Annotated in this window: 18 protein-coding genes; 16 read left to right on the top strand and 2 right to left on the bottom strand. The window is 71.7% G+C overall.

Going from position 1 to position 20819, the window contains the following annotated elements; all coding sequences use genetic code 11:
• Positions 1–52 precede the first annotated feature (52 nt).
• Both AMK27_RS29270 and AMK27_RS29265 read right to left on the bottom strand, forming a co-directional pair.
• On the bottom strand, positions 53–1711 hold the full coding sequence (locus AMK27_RS29270) for a hypothetical protein (protein ID WP_198955954.1): 1659 nt from the start codon (positions 1709–1711) through the stop codon (positions 53–55).
• Positions 1712–1921: 210 nt separating this feature from the next.
• Positions 1922–4117, bottom strand: coding sequence for an elongation factor G-like protein EF-G2 (locus tag AMK27_RS29265; RefSeq protein ID WP_073914732.1), 2196 nt, complete (start codon positions 4115–4117; stop codon positions 1922–1924).
• A 264-nt stretch (positions 4118–4381) separates the two neighbouring features.
• Here AMK27_RS29265 and pgsA point away from each other — a divergent pair, with 264 nt between their 5' ends.
• The 16 genes from pgsA (at position 4382) to AMK27_RS29185 (ending at position 20758) form a co-directional block, all read left to right on the top strand.
• Complete coding sequence (gene pgsA, locus AMK27_RS29260) at positions 4382–5044, top strand: phosphatidylinositol phosphate synthase (RefSeq protein ID WP_073914727.1); 663 nt, start codon at positions 4382–4384, stop codon at positions 5042–5044.
• Positions 5045–5250: 206 nt separating this feature from the next.
• Complete coding sequence (locus tag AMK27_RS29255; RefSeq protein WP_073915440.1) at positions 5251–6198, top strand: phosphatidylinositol mannoside acyltransferase; 948 nt, start codon at positions 5251–5253, stop codon at positions 6196–6198.
• Positions 6195–7346, top strand: coding sequence for a glycosyltransferase family 4 protein (locus tag AMK27_RS29250; protein ID WP_073914723.1), 1152 nt, complete (start codon positions 6195–6197; stop codon positions 7344–7346). Before AMK27_RS29255 ends, AMK27_RS29250 begins: the two co-directional genes overlap by 4 nt.
• Positions 7347–7726: 380 nt before the next feature.
• Entirely contained in the window at positions 7727–8362 is a 636-nt protein-coding gene (locus AMK27_RS29245) for an N-acyl homoserine lactonase family protein (protein WP_073915437.1), read from the top strand.
• Between the two features lie 11 nt (positions 8363–8373).
• Complete coding sequence (locus tag AMK27_RS29240) at positions 8374–8916, top strand: hypothetical protein (RefSeq protein ID WP_073914719.1); 543 nt, start codon at positions 8374–8376, stop codon at positions 8914–8916.
• 115 nt (positions 8917–9031) lie between these two features.
• On the top strand, positions 9032–9946 hold the full coding sequence (gene pdxS, locus AMK27_RS29235) for a pyridoxal 5'-phosphate synthase lyase subunit PdxS (RefSeq protein WP_030204560.1): 915 nt from the start codon (positions 9032–9034) through the stop codon (positions 9944–9946).
• A gap of 6 nt (positions 9947–9952) precedes the next feature.
• A complete protein-coding gene (gene pdxT, locus AMK27_RS29230) occupies positions 9953–10543 on the top strand; it encodes a pyridoxal 5'-phosphate synthase glutaminase subunit PdxT (RefSeq protein WP_073914715.1) in 591 nt (196 codons plus the stop codon).
• 62 nt (positions 10544–10605) lie between these two features.
• Positions 10606–11358 carry a YebC/PmpR family DNA-binding transcriptional regulator gene (locus tag AMK27_RS29225; protein WP_055602342.1) on the top strand — a complete coding sequence of 251 codons (753 nt, stop codon included), beginning with the start codon at positions 10606–10608 and terminating at the stop codon, positions 11356–11358.
• Positions 11359–11492: 134 nt separating this feature from the next.
• On the top strand, positions 11493–12056 hold the full coding sequence (gene ruvC, locus AMK27_RS29220; RefSeq protein ID WP_073914711.1) for a crossover junction endodeoxyribonuclease RuvC: 564 nt from the start codon (positions 11493–11495) through the stop codon (positions 12054–12056).
• The gene (gene ruvA, locus AMK27_RS29215) at positions 12053–12685 is read left to right on the top strand and encodes a Holliday junction branch migration protein RuvA (RefSeq protein WP_073914707.1); all 633 of its coding nucleotides are present in this window, start codon (positions 12053–12055) and stop codon (positions 12683–12685) included. Before ruvC ends, ruvA begins: the two co-directional genes overlap by 4 nt.
• Before the next feature lie 79 nt (positions 12686–12764).
• Positions 12765–13844, top strand: a complete 1080-nt coding sequence (gene ruvB, locus AMK27_RS29210) for a Holliday junction branch migration DNA helicase RuvB (RefSeq protein ID WP_073914704.1) — start codon at positions 12765–12767, stop codon at positions 13842–13844.
• A gap of 165 nt (positions 13845–14009) precedes the next feature.
• A complete protein-coding gene (yajC, locus tag AMK27_RS29205) occupies positions 14010–14474 on the top strand; it encodes a preprotein translocase subunit YajC (RefSeq protein ID WP_073914701.1) in 465 nt (154 codons plus the stop codon).
• Positions 14475–14618: 144 nt separating this feature from the next.
• Complete coding sequence (gene secD / locus AMK27_RS29200) at positions 14619–16394, top strand: protein translocase subunit SecD (RefSeq protein ID WP_073914698.1); 1776 nt, start codon at positions 14619–14621, stop codon at positions 16392–16394.
• Between the two features lies 1 nt (position 16395).
• Positions 16396–17475, top strand: coding sequence for a protein translocase subunit SecF (gene secF / locus AMK27_RS29195; RefSeq protein WP_073914695.1), 1080 nt, complete (start codon positions 16396–16398; stop codon positions 17473–17475).
• Positions 17472–18023 (top strand): adenine phosphoribosyltransferase, encoded by a 552-nt coding sequence (locus AMK27_RS29190; protein ID WP_073914692.1) that lies wholly within the window; start codon positions 17472–17474, stop codon positions 18021–18023. Before secF ends, AMK27_RS29190 begins: the two co-directional genes overlap by 4 nt.
• Positions 18024–18262: 239 nt before the next feature.
• Positions 18263–20758: a RelA/SpoT family protein gene (locus AMK27_RS29185; protein ID WP_073914689.1), complete on the top strand. Its 2496-nt coding sequence runs from the start codon at positions 18263–18265 to the stop codon at positions 20756–20758.
• Positions 20759–20819: the final 61 nt, after the last annotated feature.

Below are 20819 nucleotides of genomic sequence, written 5' to 3'. Positions count from 1 at the left end.
CTTCGCCGTACGCGAGGCCACGGCCGCGGCGCGCGACCTCGCGTACGGTCCGTCACGCGTCGTAGACGTCGGCCTTCTTGGGGCCGGGCTCCTGGATGCCGCCGCTGAGGACCAGCGAGCGGTTGGTGAAGCGCTCGGTGTCCACGTTGTGCTCGTCGAGGAACTTGAGGGTCGCGGAGTGCACCGCGCGCAGCACCGGCGTCGCCATCCTTATGGCGTCGTCGGCCATGAAGCGGTTCTTCCAGAGCGGACCCGCCCAGACGTGCCGCAGGCCGAAGGGCTCGGGCAGGACCATCTTGCCGCCGAGGAACTCCAGGACCGGCGGGTACCAGGTGAGCGGGGCGCGCACCGCCAGCCGGACGATGTCGTCGGTGGTGAGCAGCGGCTGCTGGATCGACTTCGTCTCCCAGAAGCGGACGGTCTTCGAGACCTCCTTGGTCTTGGCCGCGGGCTTCGTGCCGAACAGGCCGTGCACGGGGCCCAGCGCGTGCCCGGTCACCTCGATCCTGAGCGTGTGGTGCAGCGAGGTCACCGTGACCATCATCGTGAGGACGAGGTTCCCGTCCCAGAGGGTGAACTGGACGCCGAGGTAGTGGCGATTGCCCGCGCCGAACTGCTGGTCGTTGCAGATGCGCTGTATCTCGTGCGGCTTGACCTGGAAGTGGACGATGTTGTCGCCCTCGGGGCGGGTGACGGAGTCGGCGCCCTCGCCGACCGCCGAGACGACCCAGTGCTTCACCGTCGGCTTCGGGAAGCCGGTCTTGAGCGAGCCCCGCTCCAGCAGGGTGAGCTGGTCGTGGATCTTGCGGATGACGTCCCAGGCGCGGAAGTCGTGGATCTCCCGGCCGGCCACGGGGACGAGCTCCTCGGCGAGGGTCCAGCTGCCCCAGCGGGTGCCCAGCCCGAGGATGCCCTTGGGCCCGGCGTAGAACGCGATGTTGGACTGCTGCTCCGCCGAGAGCTTCTCCAGGTTCAGCCGGAGGTCCTCGGCCGACTTCTCGCCGGGGTCCTGCGGAACGGACTTCGGCACCTGCGGGCCGGCGCCGCCGCCGCTGAGCAGACCCGCCCAGCGCTCCCGCAGGTCGACGGCGGACCGGTCGCAGATCCGCCGGGCCAGGAGCCAGCCGATGACGGGGGCCACGAGCATGGCGCGCAGGTAGTTCGGCAGGATCCCGTCGAGCGGCAGCTTGAGCAGCACGAGCGCCGCGAAGATCCCCGCCCCCCACAGCAGGACGGTGCCGAGGACGCTCGTCCGCTTGTTGTCGGAGCCGGCGACAAGCCGGCGCAGCTGGATGACACCGAGCCACAGCAGCAGGCCGGGCAGGAAGAGGACACCGCAGACGAAGGTGATCAGAGTGAGCTTGGTGTCCCGCTGCCGGCGGATGTGGGTGGCCGCGAGGCAGTGCTCGACGACCGGCTGCGGCTCGGCGCCGAACGACTGGATCAGGGCGCCCCGGCCGCCGCCGAGCATGCGGACCTGGACCGCCCGGGAGAAGGCCTCACCCAGGTCGGGACGGAAGAGCTTCTCCCACTTCCCGGCCTTGAGGGTCGTCTTGTAGAGCTCGTTGTCCGCTTCCTGAATCGTCTTCAGTTCGCTGTCCCGGTAGGCGGCGGACGCGAGCGCGTTCGTCGCGCCCGTACCGCCTCCCGTACCCGTGAGGGGGACCTGCGCCCCGGGTCCGAAGCCATCGATCGACACTGCCGCCCCCATCGCCGCGGTTACCTGTGCGGGCTGTTCCCAACTGCCGCGCCCCGCACACCTTCTGAGCTGGGCACCACAGCGTAACCGGGTACCGTCGTGTGCGTCACCGCCTGTGGATGTCGAGGCCGAATGACGTTCGCCCGACCGGTGCCGGGCGAACGTCCACCGCGGCCGCTCCGCGCCGCTCCGCCGTCACCCCCCCCTCAACCGGGGGCTCTTTCAGGCCTGTTCGCGGACCTTCTCGGCGAGGTGCGGGGGCATCGGCTCGTGCCGGGCGTACGCGCGGTCGAACCGGCCCGTGCCGTGCGACACGGAGCGCAGGTCGATCGCGTACCGCCCGATCTCGATCTCCGGCACCTCGGCCCGGACCATGGTCCGCCCGGGGCCGGCCTGGTCGGTGCCGACGACCCGGCCCCGGCGACCCGACAGATCGCTCATCACGGGACCGACGTACTCGTCGGGCACCAGGACCTGGACCTCGGCGACCGGCTCCAGGAGGTGGACGGCGACCTCGGCCGCCGCCTCGCGCAGCGCGAGCGCCCCGGCCGTCTGGAACGCGGCGTCGGAGGAGTCCACCGAGTGGGCCTTGCCGTCCCTGAGGGTGACCCGGATGTCGACGAGGGGATAGCCGGCCGCGACACCGCGCGCGGCCTGGGCCCGCACGCCCTTCTCGACGGAGGTGATGAACTGCCGGGGGACCGCGCCGCCGACGACCTTGTCGACGAACTCGATGCCGCTGCCCGCCGGGAGCGGCTCCACCTCGATCTCGCAGATGGCGTACTGGCCGTGGCCGCCGGACTGCTTGACGTGCCGGCCCCGGCCCGCGGAGGCGCCGCCGAAGGTCTCGCGCAGCGACACCTTGTAGGGCACGGCGTCGACCTGGACGCCGTACCGGCCGCGGAGGCGTTCGAGGACGACGTCCTGGTGGGCCTCGCCCAGGCACCACAGGACCACCTGCCGGGTGTCCTGGTTGTGTTCGAGGCGCAGCGTGGGGTCCTCGGCGACCAGCCGGGCCAGGCCCTGCGAGAGCCGGTCCTCGTCGGCCTTGCCGTGGGCCTGGACGGCCAGCGGGAGCAGCGGCTCCGGCATGCTCCAGGGCTCCATCAGCAGCGGATCGTCCTTCGCGGAGATCGTGTCGCCGGTCTCGGCGCGGCCCAGCCGGGCCACACAGGCCAGGTCCCCGGCGATGCAGTGCGCCATGGGCCGCTGCTGCTTGCCGAAGGGAGAGGTGAGGCCGCCGATCCGCTCGTCGACGTCGTGGTCCTCGTGCCCCCGGTCGGCGAGGCCGTGACCGGAGACGTGGACGGTCTCGTCGGGGCGCAGGGTGCCGGAGAAGACGCGGACGAGGGAGACCCGGCCCACGTAGGGGTCGGCGGCGGTCTTCACGACCTCGGCGACGAGGGGGCCGTCGGGGTCGCAGGCGATCGGCGGGCGGGGCCGCCCGTCCGGGGTGGTCACGGCGGGCGGTTCGTGTTCCAGGGGGGAGGGGAAGCCGCCGGTGATGAGCTCGAGGAGTTCGACGGTGCCCAGGCCCTGCGTACCGCCGTCGGCGGCGGGCGCGGCCGCGAGCACCGGGTGGAAGGCGCCCCGGGCGACGGCCTTCTCCAGGTCGTCGACGAGCGTCTTCACGTCGATCGGCTCGCCGCCGAGGTAGCGGTCCATCAGGGTCTCGTCCTCGCTCTCGGCGATGATCCCCTCGATCAGCCGGGCCCGGGCCTCGGCGATCAGCTCCCGCTGTCCCTCGTCGGGCGGGTTCTCCTGCCGTACCCCCGTCGAGTAGTCGAAGATCCGCTCCGAGAGCAGGCCGACCAGACCGGTCGCGGGCGCGTGCCCGTCGGCGCCCTCCTCGCCGCGCACCGGGAGGTAGAGGGGCAGGACGGCGTCCGGGTCGTCGTGGCCGAAGAGCGAGGCGCAGACCTCGGTGAGTTCGCCGAAGTCGGTGCGGGCGGTGTCCAGGTGGGTGACGACGATGGCGCGGGGCATGCCGACGGCGGCGCACTCCTCCCAGATCATCCGGGTGGACGCGGCGACCGCGTCGGCCTCCTGGGCGGCCGAGACGACGAAGAGGGCCGCGTCCGCCGCGCGCAGACCGGCCCTCAGCTCCCCGACGAAGTCGGCGTACCCGGGGGTGTCGAGGAGGTTGATCTTGTACCCGTCCCAGCCGAGCGGAACGAGGGAGAGCTGTACGGAGCGATGCTGGCGGTGCTCGATCTCGTCGTAGTCGGAGACGGTGCCCCCGTCCTCGACGCGGCCCGCCCGGTTGAGTGCCCCGGCGGCCTGCGCGAGCGCCTCGACCAGGGTCGTCTTGCCCGATCCGCTGTGGCCGACCAGCACCACGTTCCGTACGGCCGTGGGCCGGTCGGCCGTCAAGGCCCTGCCGGCGGCTCCGGCGGCCGTGTTCGCCTTGTCACCCATGATGTGTGCCTCCCGACTGCTCGCGGCGGGATGCGGGCGCGGGGGAGTGGTGTGTCGCGGTACGGCTCCGGCGGGTGCCCGCGGTGGTCCTTCGAGCTTTGCACCGACGCGGGGAGGCGTCCATACGTCGTACACGGGGAGGGCCCTCGCGGGGGACGCGGACGCGGTGGGGCGGGTGCCGCCCGTGCGCCGGGGCGCGCGTGGCTACGATGGGTGAGCCGGTGGTCGTAGGGGCCGCGCGGCCCACCGAACCTCGGGAAGGCCATGCTGAACAAGTACGCGCGTGCATTTTTTACGCGTGTCCTCACACCGTTCGCCGCGTTTCTGCTCCGCAGGGGCGTCAGCCCCGACGCGGTCACGCTCATCGGCACGGCGGGAGTGATGGCCGGTGCACTGGTCTTCTTCCCGCGCGGGGAGTTCTTCTGGGGCACCATCGTCATCACGCTGTTCGTCTTCTCCGACCTCGTCGACGGCAACATGGCCCGGCAGGCGGGGATCTCCAGCCGCTGGGGCGCCTTCCTCGACTCGACGCTCGACCGGGTCGCCGACGGCGCCATCTTCGGCGGCTTCGCGCTCTGGTACGCGGGCAAGGGCGACGACAACGTGCTGTGCGCCGTGGCGATCTTCTGCCTGGCGAGCGGTCAGGTCGTGTCGTACACGAAGGCCCGAGGCGAATCGATCGGCCTGCCCGTCGCCGTCAACGGCCTGATCGAGCGCGCCGAGCGCCTGGTCATCTCGCTGGTCGCGGCCGGCCTCGCCGGGCTGCACACGTTCGGTGTCCCCGGGGTCGAGATCCTGCTCCCGATCGCGCTGTGGATCGTGGCCGTCGGGAGCGCCGTCACCCTGGGCCAGCGCGTCGTGACCGTACGACGGGAATCGGCCGAGGCTGACGCCGCCGCGGCCGGCGGGAGCGGGGCGACGACGTGAGCACGCTGAAGGACGGCACGTCGAAGGACGGCATGCCCGAGGACGGGACGCCGGAGGGCGCGACGTCGGAGGCCGGGACGCCGGAGGGCGGGACTCGGGAGGGCGGTGCGCCCGGGCACGGCATGTCGACGGCGGCCGGGACGCCGGAGGGCGGCGCGGCTCCGGGCGCCGTGCCCGAGGGCGGCGCGTCCCCCGCGGGCAGCACGCTGAAGGAACGGCTGAGCGACGGCCTGTACGGCGCCGGCTGGGCGACCGTCAAGAAGCTGCCCGAGCCGGTCGCCGCGGGCCTCGGCCGGCGGATCGCCGACCTCACCTGGAAGCGACGGGGCAAGAGCGTCCTGCGCCTCGAGTCCAACCTCGCGCGCGTGGTGCCGGACGCCACACCCGAGCGGCTCGCCGAGCTGTCGAAGGCCGGCATGCGCTCGTACATGCGGTACTGGATGGAGTCCTTCCGGCTGCCGACCTGGAGCAAGGAGCGGGTCGAGCGCGGGATAGACATCCAGGACGTCCACCACCTCCAGGAAGGCCTCGCCGCCGGGCGAGGGGTCGTCCTGGCCCTGCCGCACCTGGCGAACTGGGACCTCGCGGGCGTGTGGGTGACCCGCTGCCTCGGCGTCCCCTTCACCACCGTCGCGGAACGGCTCAAGCCGGAGACGCTGTACGACCGCTTCGTGGCCTACCGCGAGTCCCTCGGCATGGAGGTCCTCCCGCACACCGGCGGCTCCGCCTTCGGCACGCTGGCGCGGCGCCTGCGGGCGGGCGGCCTCGTCTGCCTGGTCGCCGACCGCGACCTGTCCGCGTCCGGCACCGAGGTGACCTTCTTCGGGGACACGGCGCGGATGCCGGCGGGCCCGGCCATCCTCGCCCAGCAGACCGGCGCGCTGCTCCTGCCGGTGACGCTCTGGTACGACGACACAGCGGTCATGCGGGGGCGCATCCACCCGCCGATCGACGTGCCCGAGTCAGGTACGCGGGCCGAGAAGACGTCCGTCATGACACAGGCGCTGGCCGACGCCTTCGCCACCGGCATCGCGGACCACCCGGAGGACTGGCACATGCTGCAACGACTGTGGCTCGCCGACCTGGAGGAACGCCCGGAGCCCGGCGCCGCCGGGACCGCGGGCGCCGAGCGGGGCGGGGAGCGCGGCGAGTGAAGATCGGGATCGTCTGCCCGTACTCGTGGGACGTGCCGGGCGGCGTCCAGTTCCACATCCGCGACCTCGCCGAGCACCTCATCCGGCTCGGCCACGAGGTCTCCGTCCTCGCGCCCGCCGACGACGAGACGCCGCTGCCGCCGTACGTGGTGTCGGCCGGCCGGGCCGTCCCCGTGCCGTACAACGGCTCGGTGGCACGGCTCAACTTCGGCTTCCTCTCGGCGGCGCGGGTGCGCCGCTGGCTGCACGACGGCACCTTCGACGTCGTCCACATCCACGAGCCGACCTCGCCGTCCCTCGGGCTGCTGACCTGCTGGGCGGCGCAGGGGCCGATCGTGGCCACCTTCCACACGTCGAACCCGCGCTCGCGGGCCATGATCGCGGCGTACCCGATCCTCCAGCCCGCGCTGGAGAAGATCAGCGCGCGCATCGCCGTGAGCGAGTACGCGCGGCGCACGCTCGTCGAGCACCTCGGCGGCGACGCCGTCGTCATCCCCAACGGGGTCGACGTGGACTTCTTCGCGCGCGCCGAGCCGAAGAAGGAGTGGCAGGGCGAGACGCTCGGCTTCATCGGGCGCATCGACGAGCCGAGGAAGGGCCTGCCCGTCCTCATGCGGGCGCTGCCCAGGATCCTCACCGAGCGGCCCGGGGCGCGGCTCCTGGTCGCCGGGCGCGGTGACGAGGAGGAGGCGGTGGCCTCGCTGCCCCGGGAGATGCGCTCCCGGGTGGAGTTCCTCGGCATGGTCAGCGACGAGGACAAGGCGCGGCTGCTGCGCAGCGTCGACGTGTACGTGGCGCCCAACACCGGCGGTGAGAGCTTCGGCATCATCCTCGTCGAGGCGCTGTCGGCGGGGGCGCCGGTGCTGGCCTCCGACCTGGACGCGTTCGCGCAGGTCCTGGACCAGGGGGCGGCGGGCGAGCTCTTCACCAACGAGGACGCGGACGCGCTCGCGGACGCGGCGATCCGGCTCCTCGGCGACGAGGAGCGCCGCGCGGAACTGAGCGCGCGGGGGTCGGCGCACGTGCGCCGCTTCGACTGGACGACGGTCGGCGCGGACATCCTGGCGGTGTACGAGACGGTGACGGACGGGGCGGCGGCGGTGGACACGGACGAACGAGTAGGCCTCCGCGCCCGCCTGGGCCTGTAGCCCGGCGCCCGTCGGCGGGCTGAGGCCGCACCCGCCGGCGCCCTGGGAAGCCCGGCCCTTCGGGCCCGGGTCCCTCCGCTGGGGCGGTGCCCACCCCGCCCACCCCGTTGTGGGCATTCGTTCCGCTGGGGCGGAACGGGTGGGCACAACGGAACGGCGCCCCTTGCCGGGCCTAGGCTTCCGCGCCCTGACCCGCACCCCTGTGCACCGCCACTTGGGGTGCGGGTTCAGGCACAAGGGGCGGAGGCGCCGCCGAGGGCGCCGTCCCGTGTGCCCACCCGTCCCGCCCTGCGGGACGATTGCCCACACGGAGAGGTGCGCCGCGGCGTCGATTCCCCGTGCCCGTGGTTGCCGCCACCACCCCCGGGCAGGCTCCGCTCATGATCCTCGTCGACACGCTCGATCTCGGGCACTTCACCCGCCCCGCCGCCGAGTGGGGCGGCCCCCGCCCCCGCGTGGAGCCCGTGCTCGGCTATCTCGTGCGGCACCCCCGCGGCGCGCTCCTCTTCGACACCGGCATGGGCACCGGTTCCGCCGAGACCGATGCCCACTACCGGCCCGTCCGCAAGCCGCTCGCCGTCGGTCCCGGGGACGTGGACACCGTCGTGAACTGCCATCTGCACTTCGATCACATCGGCGGCAACCAGCGCTTCCCCGACACCCCGGTCCTCGTCCAGCGCGCCGAGCTGGCCCTCGCCCGGGCCGGCGGGCACACCATCGACTCGCTGCTGCCCGGCGTCCGGTACGTGGAGCTCGACGGCGAGCACGAGATCGCTCCGGGTGTGCGGATCGTGCCCACTCCCGGCCACACCGAGGGCCACCAGTCGCTCTTCCTCGACCACGGCGACCGGGTGACCGTCCTGGCAGGGCAGGCGTACGACTTCGCCCACGAGTTCGGCACGCCCCGCCTGCCCTGGCTGGACCGGCTCGGCGAACTCGCCGCGGGCCGGCCCGCGCGTGTCCTGTTCGCCCATGACCACGACCTTTGGGAAGGGGCGCTGCCGGCGCCCCGGTAGCCTTTCCGCCCGTGACCGAAACCCTGATCTGGACCGTCGTCGCGCTGATCGTCATCGGCGTCTACCTCAGCTGGACCGCCGGACGGCTCGACCGGCTGCACTCCCGCATCGACGCCGCCCGCGCGGCCCTGGACGCGCAGTTGCTGCGCCGGGCCTCGGTCACCCAGGAGCTGGCCACCTCCGGCGTCCTCGACCCGGCCGCCTCGATCGTGCTGTACGAGGCCGCGCACGCGGCGCGGCAGGCGGAGGAGGACCACCGGGAGGTCGCCGAGAGCGAGTTGAGCCAGGCGCTGCGGGTGGTGTTCGGCGAGCCCGAGCAGGTGGAGCTCGTACGGGAGGCTCCCGGTGGCGAGGAGGCCGCGGAGGAGCTGGCGGCGTCCGTCCGCCGGGTGCCGATGGCCCGCCGTTTCCACAACGACGCCGTCCGGGCCGCCCGTGCCCTGCGCCGCCACCGTACGGTCCGCTGGTTCCGGCTCGCGGGCCACGCGCCCTTCCCGCTGGCCTTCGAAATGGACGACGAGGCGCCTGTGGCCCTTGCCGACCGCCCGGCCTGACGCTCTCAGCCTGCGAAAACGATCCACCGGGTCCACATTGGCCCTTGCTGTGGACTGCATGTGGACTGTTTCCTCGTCCTAGTCGTCAACCCCCGTTGTCACGAGTGAGGTACCCGTGTCCACCACGCCTTCCGTTTCCCCCCAGTCCCCCGAGACCGGCACCGCCCGTGTGAAGCGCGGCATGGCCGAGCAGCTCAAGGGCGGCGTGATCATGGACGTGGTCAACGCCGAGCAGGCGAAGATCGCCGAGGACGCCGGCGCCGTGGCCGTCATGGCCCTGGAGCGGGTCCCCGCGGACATCCGCAAGGACGGCGGCGTGGCCCGCATGTCGGACCCGAACATGATCGAAGAGATCATCGGCGCGGTCTCCATCCCGGTCATGGCCAAGTCCCGCATCGGCCACTTCGTCGAGGCCCAGGTCCTGCAGTCCCTCGGTGTCGACTACATCGACGAGTCCGAGGTCCTCACCCCGGCCGACGAGGTCAACCACTCCGACAAGTGGGCCTTCACGACCCCCTTCGTCTGTGGCGCCACCAACCTGGGCGAGGCCCTCCGCCGTATCGCCGAGGGCGCGGCCATGATCCGCTCCAAGGGTGAGGCCGGCACCGGCAACGTCGTCGAGGCCGTCCGCCACCTGCGCCAGATCAAGAACGAGATCGCCAGGCTGCGCGGCTTCGACAACAACGAGCTGTTCGCCGCCGCCAAGGACCTGCGCGCCCCGTACGAGCTGGTCAAGGAGGTCGCCGAGCTCGGCAAGCTGCCGGTCGTGCTGTTCTCCGCCGGTGGTGTCGCCACCCCCGCCGACGCCGCGCTCATGCGCCAGCTCGGCGCCGAGGGCGTCTTCGTCGGCTCCGGCATCTTCAAGTCGGGCGACCCGGCCAAGCGCGCCGCCGCCATCGTGAAGGCCACCACCTTCTACGACGACCCGAAGATCATCGCGGACGCCTCCCGCAACCTGGGCGAGGCCATGGTCGGCATCAACTGCGACACCCTCCCCGAGTCCGAGCGCTACGCCAACCGCGGCTGGTAATCACTCATGAGCACACCCGTGATCGGTGTCCTGGCACTCCAGGGCGACGTACGGGAGCACCTGATCGCCCTGGCCGCGGCTGACGCCGTGGCCAGGCCGGTCCGGCGCCCCGAAGAGCTGGCCGAGATCGACGGTCTGGTCATCCCCGGCGGGGAGTCCACCACCATCTCCAAGCTGGCCGAGCTGTTCGGCATGGCGGAGCCGCTGCGCAAGCGGATAGCCGCCGGCCTGCCGGTCTACGGCACCTGCGCCGGTCTGATCATGCTCGCCGAGAAGATCCTCGACCCGCGTTCGGGCCAGGAGACCTTCGGCGGCATCGACATGATCGTCCGCCGCAACGCCTTCGGACGTCAGAACGAGTCCTTCGAGGCCGGCGTCACCGTCGCGGGCATCGAGGACGGCCCCGTCGAGGGCGTCTTCATCCGGGCCCCCTGGGTGGAGTCCGTCGGCGCCGAGGTCGAGGTGCTCGCCGAGCACGAGGGCCACATCGTCGCCGTACGGCAGGGCCGGGTCCTCGCGACCTCGTTCCACCCGGAGCTCACCGGGGATCACCGCATTCACGCCCTGTTCGTCGACATGGTGCGCGCGGCACGCTGATCCGATCCCGGTAGGATCTCTGGGGTTCGTTCAGAAATGGGTTACGCGAAGGAGACAGGCAGATGTCCGGCCACTCTAAATGGGCTACGACGAAGCACAAGAAGGCCGTGATCGACGCCAAGCGCGGCAAGCTCTTCGCGAAGCTGATCAAGAACATCGAGGTCGCGGCCCGCACGGGCGGCGCCGACCTGGACGGCAACCCGACGCTGTTCGACGCCGTCCAGAAGGCGAAGAAGCAGTCGGTCCCGAACAAGAACATCGACTCCGCGCTCAAGCGCGGTGCGGGTCTCGAGGCCGGCGGCGCCGACTACGAGACGATCATGTACGAGGGCTACGGTCCGAACGGTGTCGCGGTGCTCATCGAGTGCCTCACCGACAACCGCAACCGCGCCGCCTCCGACGTGCGCGTGGCCATGACCCGCAACGGCGGCTCCATGGCCGACCCGGGCTCGGTCTCGTACCTGTTCAACCGCAAGGGCGTCATCGTGCTCCCCAAGGGCGAGCTGTCCGAGGACGACGTCCTGGAGTCGGTGCTCGAGGCCGGTGCCGAGGAGGTCAACGACCTCGGTGAGTCCTTCGAGATCATCAGCGAGGCCACCGACCTGGTCGCGGTCCGCACCGCCCTCCAGGAGGCCGGTATCGACTACGACTCCGCCGAGTCCAGCTTCGTCCCGACCATGCAGGTCGAGCTCGACGAAGAGGGCGCGCGCAAGATCTTCAAGCTGATCGACGCGCTGGAGGACAGCGACGACGTGCAGAACGTCTTCGCCAACTTCGACGTCAGCGACGAGGTCATGGAGAAGGTCGACGCCTGATCCGGGCCGTCGATCGGCACGGCCGGACAGCGGGCCGACGGGGACACACCCCCGTCGGCCCGCTGTCGTTCGCGCGGCGTTGTCGGTGGCACCGGATAGCCTGCACAAACAGGTGAGCGAGGAGGGGGTGCGGCGTGCGTGTTCTCGGGGTGGACCCGGGTCTGACCCGGTGCGGCGTCGGCGTCGTCGAGGGGGTCGCCGGACGGCCCCTCACCATGCTCGGCGTGGGCGTGGTGCGGACCGCCGCGGACGACGACATCGGGGTGCGCCTCGTCGGCATCGAGCGCGGCATCGAGGAGTGGCTCGACCGCTTCTCGCCCGAACTCGTCGCCGTGGAGCGGGTGTTCAGCCAGCACAACGTCCGTACGGTGATGGGCACCGCCCAGGCGAGCGCCGTCGCCATGCTCTGCGCCTCGCGCCGCGGCATCCCCGTCGCCCTGCACACCCCCAGTGAGGTCAAGGCCGCCGTCACCGGCAGCGGACGCGCCGACAAGGCGCAGGTCGGGGCCATGGTGACGCGGCTGCTCCGGCTCTCCGCCCCGCCCAAGCCGGCCGACGCCGCCGACGCGCTCGCCCTCGCCATCTGCCACATCTGGCGCGCCCCCGCCCAGAACCGTCTCCAGCAGGCCGTCGCCGAGAACCGTCTCCAGCAGGCGGTCGCCCGGCAGGCGGCCGCAGTGAAAGGCCGAACCCGATGATCGCCTTCGTCAGCGGCCCGGTCGCCGCGCTCGCCCCCACCACGGCCGTCATCGAGGTCGGCGGCGTGGGCATGGCCGTCCAGTGCACCCCGGGAACGCTCGCGGGACTGCGGATCGGCGAGGACGCCCGGCTCGCCACCTCCCTGGTCGTCCGGGAGGACTCCCTCACCCTGTACGGCTTCGCGGACGACGACGAGCGGCAGGTCTTCGAGCTGCTCCAGACCGCGAGCGGCGTCGGGCCCCGGCTCGCCCAGGCCATGCTCGGGGTGCACAGCCCCGACGCACTGCGCCTCGCCGTGTCCACCGGTGACGAGAAGGCGCTCATGGCCGTCCCCGGCATCGGCAAGAAGGGCGCGCAGAAACTCCTCCTCGAACTGAAGGACAAGCTCGGCGCACCGCTCGGCAGCAGCGGCATGGTCGGCGCCCAGCGGGCGGCGGCCTCCGGACCCGCGCCGTGGACGGAGCAGCTCTCCGCCGCGCTCATCGGACTCGGCTACGCGTCGCGCGAGGCGGAGGAGGCCGTGGCCGCGGTGACGCCGCAGGCGGAGGAGGCGATCGCCGCGGGCGGCTCGGCGCCGGTGCCGCAGCTGCTGCGGGCGGCCCTGCAGTCCCTGAACCGCGCCCGCTGACGGGCCCCGCCGCGGCGGCGGGGCCTTCCCCACCCCGCCGCACCGACCACCGCACCACCACCGAGAAGGCAGAAGAACCGTGAACTGGGACGACGAGACCACCGGCGACGACGAGGCGCGCATCGTCGGGGCATCGGCCGAGGGGGACGACCAGGCCGTCGAGGCGGCTCTCCGGCCCAAGGACCTCAGCGAGTTCGTCGGCCAGGAGAAGGTCCGCCAGCAGCTCGACCTGGTCCTCAAGGCCGCCCGTCAGCGCGGCGCCACCGCCGACCACGTGCTGCTCTCCGGCGCCCCCGGCCTCGGCAAGACCACCCTCTCCATGATCATCGCCGCCGAGATGAACGCGCCGATCCGCATCACCTCGGGTCCCGCGATCCAGCACGCCGGCGACCTCGCCGCGATCCTCTCCTCCCTCCAGGAGGGCGAGATCCTCTTCCTCGACGAGATCCACCGGATGTCCCGGCCCGCCGAGGAGATGCTCTACATGGCGATGGAGGACTTCCGCGTCGACGTGATCGTCGGCAAGGGCCCCGGTGCCACCGCCATCCCGCTCGAACTCCCGCCGTTCACCCTGGTCGGCGCCACCACCCGGGCCGGACTCCTGCCGCCGCCGCTGCGCGACCGCTTCGGCTTCACCGGCCACATGGAGTTCTACGACCCGGCCGAGCTCCAGCGCGTGATCCACCGCTCCGCCGGACTCCTCGACGTCGAGATCGACCCGGCGGGCGCCGCCGAGATCGCCGGCCGGTCCCGCGGCACCCCCCGTATCGCCAACCGGCTGCTCCGCCGCGTCCGCGACTACGCGCAGGTCAGGGCCGACGGAGCCATCACCCGGGAGATCGCGGAGGCGGCCCTCAGCGTGTACGAGGTCGACGGCCGCGGCCTCGACCGGCTCGACCGGGCCGTCCTCGAGGCCCTGCTCAAGCTCTTCGGCGGCGGCCCGGTCGGCCTCTCCACGCTGGCCGTGGCGGTGGGGGAGGAGCGCGAGACCGTCGAGGAGGTCGCCGAACCCTTCCTCGTACGGGAGGGACTGCTGGCCCGCACGCCCCGTGGCCGGGTCGCCACCCCCGCGGCATGGGCGCACCTGGGACTGGTTCCGCCGCAGGCTGCGGGCCCGGGGGCGGCCGGAAGCGGACAACAGGGGCTCTTCGGGGCGTGACGGTGCTGACACTCGCCCGGACAGGAACCGGGGTGCGATGCTGGACGTTGTTCAGTCGATGCGGACTCGCCTAGACTCCGCCGATGCCGCCCTTTCTGGTCGGCGCGCCCACCCCCGAAGATCAGGCCGCGGGTTCTCCGCGACCGTGCGAAGGAAACCCGTCCCGTGAGCATCGTGACCCTCCTCCCCTTCATCGTCCTCATCGGGGCCATGTTCCTGATGACCCGCTCTGCCAAGAAGAAGCAGCAGGCGGCGGCGCAGATGCGCAACGAGATGCAGCCCGGCACCGGTGTACGGACGATCGGGGGGATGTACGCCACTGTCAAGGAGATCGCCGACGAGACCGTCCTCCTCGAGGTCGCGCCCGGCGTGCACGCCGTCTACGCCAAGAACGCGATCGGCGCCGTCCTCGAGGACTCCGAGTACAACCGCATCGTCCACGGTGACGACGAGGACTCGGACTCCGACGCGGTCGTCCCGGACGACGCCTCGTCGCTGACCGAGGCCGCCGAGGCCACGGAGACCGTCGAGGACGCGCCGAAGGCCGATCTGACGAAGAAGTCGGACGCGACCGACGCTGCGGAGGGCCAGAAGGACGGCAAGGCCGACGGCGAGACCGACGCGAAGTAGTCGCGGCCGAGGACACCGCGCACGCCCACCGGCGCGCGCGGTTCTCGGAACGGTTCCACGTCTGCGGGGGAAGGTCCCCACACACACTTCGTGGCCGTCCCGCGCACACCCGGCGCGGGACGGTTGGACAGGGAGATACGACAGGTGGCAGCACCGAAGAAGGGCCGAAGGCCGGCGGGGGGACAGAGCCGGCCGGGCCGCGCCCTGGCACTCATCCTGATCGCCATGGTCGCGCTCACCGGCGGGATGTTCTGGTCGGGGCACACCACCCCGCGCCTGGGCATCGACCTCGCCGGCGGTACGTCGATCACGCTCAAGGCCAAGGCTGAGCCCGGCCAGGAGTCGGCGGTCAACGAGACCAACATGAACACCGCCGTCGGCATCATCGAGCGCCGGGTCAACGGTCTCGGTGTCTCCGAGGCCGAGGTCCAGACGCAGGGCAAAGAGAACATCATCGTCAACATCCCTCGCGGGACGAACGAGAAGCAGGCCAGGGAGCAGGTCGGTACCACCGCCCAGCTCTACTTCCGGCCCGTTCTCGCGGTGACGAACGGTGGACCCGCCGCGGCGCCCAGCGCCGGCTCCTCCGGTTCTCCCTCCGCCAAGCCGTCCTCCTCCGCCTCCGGCTCGACCGCGGGCGAGAAGCAGGCCACCCCGACGGCCACCGGCTCCGCCCAGGGCCGCGCGCTCACCGAGGCCCTCAAGGCCCCGAGCCCCACCCCGACGCCGACCGGCAGCGCCTCGCCGTCCACGACGCCGAAGGCCACCGGTACCCCGTCGGCGACCCCGACGCCGGACGCCGCCACCGCGGCGCTCCAGCAGAAGTTCACCTCCCTGAACTGCCTCGACCCCAAGCAGCGCACCGCGGCCGGCCAGGGCGTCAAGCCCACCGAGCCCACCGTCGCGTGCGGCGAGGACGAGCCCGGCGTCTGGTCGAAGTACCTCCTCGGCCCCGCCGAGGTCGAGGGCCGTGACGTCGACGACGCCAAGGGCCAGCTCGACCAGCAGCGCGGCATGTGGATCGTCACCATGGACTTCACGGACGCGGGCTCCAAGAAGTTCCAGGCGATCACCGGCAAGCTGTCGGCGCAGGCCGACCCGCAGAACCGCTTCGCGATCGTCCTGGACGGCGAGGTCGTCTCGGCCCCGTCCGTGCGCCAGACGCTGAGCGCCAGCGCCGAGATCTCCGGCAACTTCAACCAGCAGTCGGCCCAGGACCTCGGCAACATCCTGTCGTACGGTGCCCTGCCCCTGACCTTCGAGACGCAGAGCGTCGACACGGTCACCGCCGCGCTCGGCGGCGAGCAGCTGGAAGCCGGTCTGATCGCCGGCGCCATCGGCCTCGGCCTGGTCATCATCTACCTGGTGGCCTACTACCGCGGCCTGTCGCTGATCGCCATCCTGAGCCTCGGCGTCTCCGCGCTGCTCACCTACGTGATCATGGCCCTGCTCGGCCCGACCATCGGCTTCGCGCTGAACCTGCCGGCCGTCTGCGGTGCCATCGTCGCCATCGGCATCACCGCGGACTCGTTCATCGTGTACTTCGAGCGCATCCGTGACGAGCTCCGCGAGGGCCGCACGCTCCGCCCGGCCGTGGAGCGCGCCTGGCCGCGCGCCCGCCGCACCATCCTGGTCTCCGACTTCGTGTCGTTCCTGGCCGCGGCCGTGCTCTTCATCGTCACCGTCGGCAAGGTCCAGGGCTTCGCGTTCACGCTGGGCCTGACCACCCTGCTCGACGTCGTCGTGGTGTTCCTCTTCACCAAGCCGGTCATGACGCTCCTCGCGCGGACCAAGTTCTTCGGCGACGGCCACGCCTGGTCCGGCCTCGACCCGAAGCGGCTCGGCGCCAAGCCGCCGCTGCGCCGCACCCGTCGTGCCAATGCCTCTGCCGCTGGCCCTGTCGACCCGAAGGAGGCGTGAGATGTCGAAGCTCGGCGATCTCGGCGCCCGGCTCCACCGTGGTGAGGTCGGCTACGACTTCATCGGCAACCGCAAGATCTGGTATGGCCTGTCCATCCTGATCACCATCACCGCCATCGTCGCCCTGGCCGTCCGCGGCCTCAACATGGGTATCGAGTTCCAGGGCGGCGCCGTCTTCACGACCCCGAAGTCGGAAGTCTCCGTCAGCCAGGCGCAGGAGTACGCGGAAGAGGCCTCCGGCCACGACGCCATCGTCCAGCAGCTCGGCAACGGCTCCCTCCGCATCCAGGTCGGCGGCCTCGACACCGCGCAGTCCGACAAGGTCCGCACGGAGCTCGCCAAGGACCTGAACGTCCCCGAGGACAAGATCGCGGCGGAGCTCGTCGGTCCCAGCTGGGGTGAGCAGATCGCCACCAAGGCCTGGACAGGTCTGGGGGTCTTCATGATCCTCGTGGTGATCTACCTGGCCATCGCCTTCGAGTGGAGGATGGCGGTCGCGGCGCTCATCGCGCTGATCCACGACCTCACGATCACGGTCGGCATCTACTCGCTGGTCGGCTTCGAGGTCACCGTCGGCACGGTCATCGGTCTGCTGACGATCCTCGGTTATTCGCTGTACGACACCGTCGTCGTCTTCGACTCCCTCAAGGAACAGACGAAGGACATCACGAAGCAGACCCGCTTCACGTACAGCGAGCTGGCCAACCGCTCGATCAACGGCACCCTGGTCCGTTCGATCAACACCACCGTCGTCGCGCTGCTGCCGGTCGCCGGCCTGCTCTTCATCGGTGGCGGCGTCCTCGGCGCCGGCATGCTCAACGACATCTCGCTGTCGCTGTTCGTCGGCCTCGCCGCCGGTGCGTACTCCTCGATCTTCATCGCCACCCCGCTCGTCGCCGACCTCAAGGAGCGCGACCCGGCGATCAGGGCGCTCAAGAAGCGCATCATGGCGAAGCGGGCCGGTGCGGCCGCCAAGGGCGAGTCGTACGACGGCTCGGACGACCGGTCCGACGACAACGAGATCGCCGTCGTCGGCCCGCGGGCGAGCCGTCGCGGCCGCTCCTCGGAGCACCGAGGATGACCGCCGAGGCCCAGGACGTCACCGACCTCCTGCTCAGCCGCATCCGCGACGTACCGGACTACCCGAAGCCGGGCGTGCTGTTCAAGGACATCACGCCGCTGCTCGCGGACCCGGAGGCGTTCACGGCGCTCACGGACGCCCTCGCCGGGCTGTGCTCCGCGCACGGTGCGACGAAGATCGTCGGTCTCGAGGCGCGCGGCTTCATCCTGGCCGCCCCGGTGGCCGTCCGCGCGGGACTGGGATTCGTCCCCGTCCGCAAGGCCGGCAAGCTCCCCGGGGCGACGCTCCGCCAGGCGTACGAGCTGGAGTACGGCACCGCCGAGATCGAGGTGCACGCCGAGGACCTGGCCGCGGGCGACCGCGTCATGGTCATCGACGACGTCCTCGCCACCGGCGGGACGGCCGAGGCCTCGATCGAGCTCATCCGCCGCGCGGGCGCCGAGGTGGCGGGCGTCGCGGTCCTGATGGAGCTCGGCTTCCTCCCGGGCCGCGCCCGTCTGGAGCCGGCTCTGAACGGCGCTCCGCTCACGGCGCTGATCACCGTCTGACATCGGGCTTCACCCCCGCACGGGGCGCTCCGGGGAATCCCCGGGGCGCCCCGTCGGTTTTCCAGGGTGTCCGGGTCCGCGAACCCGGGGGGTGTGCCGCGCCCGCCGTCGGGCCCGTACTCCGCCCCGGCCGCGTGAGCAGTGCGTGTCCGGGCTCGATACGATGGCCTTTCCGGGCCTGACCGGGGGACCCGGTACCTCCCCCAGACCCCGTCCGGGGGGACCCCAGAGGAGCGCTCTTGCCAGACGAGGCCCAGTCACTCTCCGCCGCGCAGCCCGACCCGAAGGCCGGCAAGGCCGCGCCGGGTGCGGGCACGCCCCAGAACAAGCCCGCGGAGACCGGGCCCGCGCCTGCCGCCTCCGCGACGCCGGCCCCCAAGCCCCCGGCGCCCGAGGCCCCCGCCCCCACGCGTCCCGCGCCGTCGGCGCCCGCCCGCTCGGGCGGCTCGTCCAACCGCGTGCGCGCCCGCCTGGCCCGGCTCGGCGTCCAGCGCTCCTCCCCGTACAACCCGGTGCTCGAACCGCTGCTGCGGATCGTCCGCTCCAACGACCCCAAGATCGAGACGGCGACGCTCCGCCAGGTCGAGCGGGCCTACCAGGTCGCCGAGCGCTGGCACCGCGGCCAGAAGCGCAAGAGCGGCGACCCGTACATCACGCACCCGCTCGCCGTCACCACCATCCTCGCCGAGCTCGGCATGGACCCGGCGACCCTGATGGCCGGGCTGCTGCACGACACCGTCGAGGACACCGAGTACGGCCTGGAGGACCTGCGCCGTGACTTCGGCGACCAGGTCACCCTGCTCGTCGACGGCGTCACCAAGCTCGACAAGGTCAGGTTCGGCGAGGCCGCGCAGGCCGAGACCGTCCGCAAGATGGTCGTCGCGATGGCCAAGGACCCCCGGGTCCTGGTCATCAAGCTCGCCGACCGCCTGCACAACATGCGCACCATGCGCTACCTCAAGCGGGAGAAGCAGGAGAAGAAGGCCCGCGAGACCCTCGAGATCTACGCGCCGCTGGCCCACCGCCTGGGCATGAACACCATCAAGTGGGAGCTCGAGGACCTCGCCTTCGCGATCCTCTACCCCAAGATGTACGACGAGATCGTCCGGCTCGTCGCCGAGCGCGCCCCGAAGCGGGACGAGTACCTCGCCATAGTGACCGACGAGGTCCAGGCGGACCTGCGCGCGGCCCGCATCAAGGCGACCGTCACCGGCCGCCCCAAGCACTACTACAGCGTCTACCAGAAGATGATCGTCCGCGGCCGTGACTTCGCGGAGATCTACGACCTGGTGGGCATCCGCGTCCTCGTGGACACCGTCCGCGACTGCTACGCGGCCCTCGGCACCGTCCACGCGCGATGGAACCCGGTCCCCGGCCGGTTCAAGGACTACATCGCGATGCCGAAGTTCAACATGTACCAGTCGCTGCACACGACGGTCATCGGACCCAACGGCAAGCCCGTCGAGCTGCAGATCCGCACCTTCGACATGCACCGGCGGGCCGAGTACGGCATCGCCGCGCACTGGAAGTACAAGCAGGAGGCCGTCGCCGGCGCCTCCAAGGTCCGCGCCGACGTGCCGAAGAAGGCCGGCAAGGACGACCACCTCAACGACATGGCGTGGCTGCGCCAGCTCCTCGACTGGCAGAAGGAGACCGAGGACCCCAGCGAGTTCCTGGAGTCCCTGCGCTTCGACCTCTCGCGCAACGAGGTCTTCGTCTTCACGCCCAAGGGCGACGTCATCGCGCTGCCCGCCGGCGCGACCCCCGTCGACTTCTCGTACGCCGTCCACACCGAGGTCGGCCACCGCACCATAGGGGCGCGGGTCAACGGGCGGCTCGTGCCGCTCGAATCGACCCTCGACAACGGCGACCTGGTCGAGGTCTTCACCTCCAAGGCCGCCGGCGCCGGGCCCTCCCGTGACTGGCTGGGCTTCGTCAAGTCCCCGCGCGCCCGCAACAAGATCCGCGCCTGGTTCTCCAAGGAGCGCCGGGACGAGGCCATCGAGCAGGGCAAGGACGCCATCGCGCGGGCCATGCGCAAGCAGAACCTGCCGATCCAGCGGATCCTGACCGGCGACTCCCTGGTCACCCTCGCCCACGAGCTGCGCTACACCGACATCTCCTCGCTGTACGCGGCGATCGGCGAGGGCCATGTCACCGCCCAGTCCATCGTGCAGAAGCTGGTGCAGGCGCTCGGCGGCGAGGAGGCGGCCACCGAGGACATCGAGGAGGTCGCCCCGCCCGCCCGCGGCCGCTCCAAGCGTCGTTCCAACGCGGACCCCGGCGTCGTCGTCAAGGGCGTCGATGACGTCTGGGTGAAGCTGGCCCGCTGCTGCACCCCCGTGCCCGGCGACCCGATCATCGGGTTCGTGACCCGAGGCAGTGGCGTATCGGTTCACCGCAGCGACTGCGTCAACGTCGAGTCGCTCTCCCGGGAACCCGAGCGGATCCTCGAGGTCGAGTGGGCGCCCACCCAGTCCTCGGTCTTCCTCGTCGCCATCCAGGTCGAGGCCCTGGACCGCTCGCGGCTGCTCTCCGACGTCACCCGGGTCCTCTCGGACCAGCACGTCAACATCCTCTCGGCGGCCGTCCAGACCTCCCGCGACCGGGTGGCCACCTCGCGCTTCACCTTCGAGATGGGCGACCCGAAGCACCTGGGCCACGTCCTGAAGGCCGTGCGCGGCGTGGAGGGCGTCTACGACGTCTACCGCGTGACCTCGGCCCGCAGGCCGTAACGGCGGACACGAGGAAGGCCCCCCGGCACTCGGCCGGGGGGCCTTCCTCGTACGGTCACGG

It is taken from the genome of Streptomyces sp. CB02009 (assembly GCF_001905825.1).
In the GTDB taxonomy this organism is placed as follows: Bacteria; Actinomycetota; Actinomycetes; order Streptomycetales; family Streptomycetaceae; genus Streptomyces.
This window is presented reverse-complemented; position numbering and strand designations above follow the sequence as displayed.

Excerpts from the sequence above, each read along its gene's own strand:
- AMK27_RS29270 (WP_198955954.1), bottom strand. The coding sequence starts at position 1,711 with ATGGGGGCGGCAGTGTCGATCGATGGCTTCGGACCCGGGGCGCAGGTC.
- AMK27_RS29265 (WP_073914732.1), bottom strand. The coding sequence starts at position 4,117 with ATGGGTGACAAGGCGAACACGGCCGCCGGAGCCGCCGGCAGGGCCTTG.
- pgsA (WP_073914727.1), top strand. The coding sequence starts at position 4,382 with ATGCTGAACAAGTACGCGCGTGCATTTTTTACGCGTGTCCTCACACCG.
- AMK27_RS29245 (WP_073915437.1), top strand. The coding sequence starts at position 7,727 with ATGATCCTCGTCGACACGCTCGATCTCGGGCACTTCACCCGCCCCGCC.
- pdxT (WP_073914715.1), top strand. The coding sequence starts at position 9,953 with ATGAGCACACCCGTGATCGGTGTCCTGGCACTCCAGGGCGACGTACGG.
- AMK27_RS29225 (WP_055602342.1), top strand. The coding sequence starts at position 10,606 with ATGTCCGGCCACTCTAAATGGGCTACGACGAAGCACAAGAAGGCCGTG.
- ruvA (WP_073914707.1), top strand. The coding sequence starts at position 12,053 with ATGATCGCCTTCGTCAGCGGCCCGGTCGCCGCGCTCGCCCCCACCACG.
- secF (WP_073914695.1), top strand. The coding sequence starts at position 16,396 with ATGTCGAAGCTCGGCGATCTCGGCGCCCGGCTCCACCGTGGTGAGGTC.
- AMK27_RS29190 (WP_073914692.1), top strand. The coding sequence starts at position 17,472 with ATGACCGCCGAGGCCCAGGACGTCACCGACCTCCTGCTCAGCCGCATC.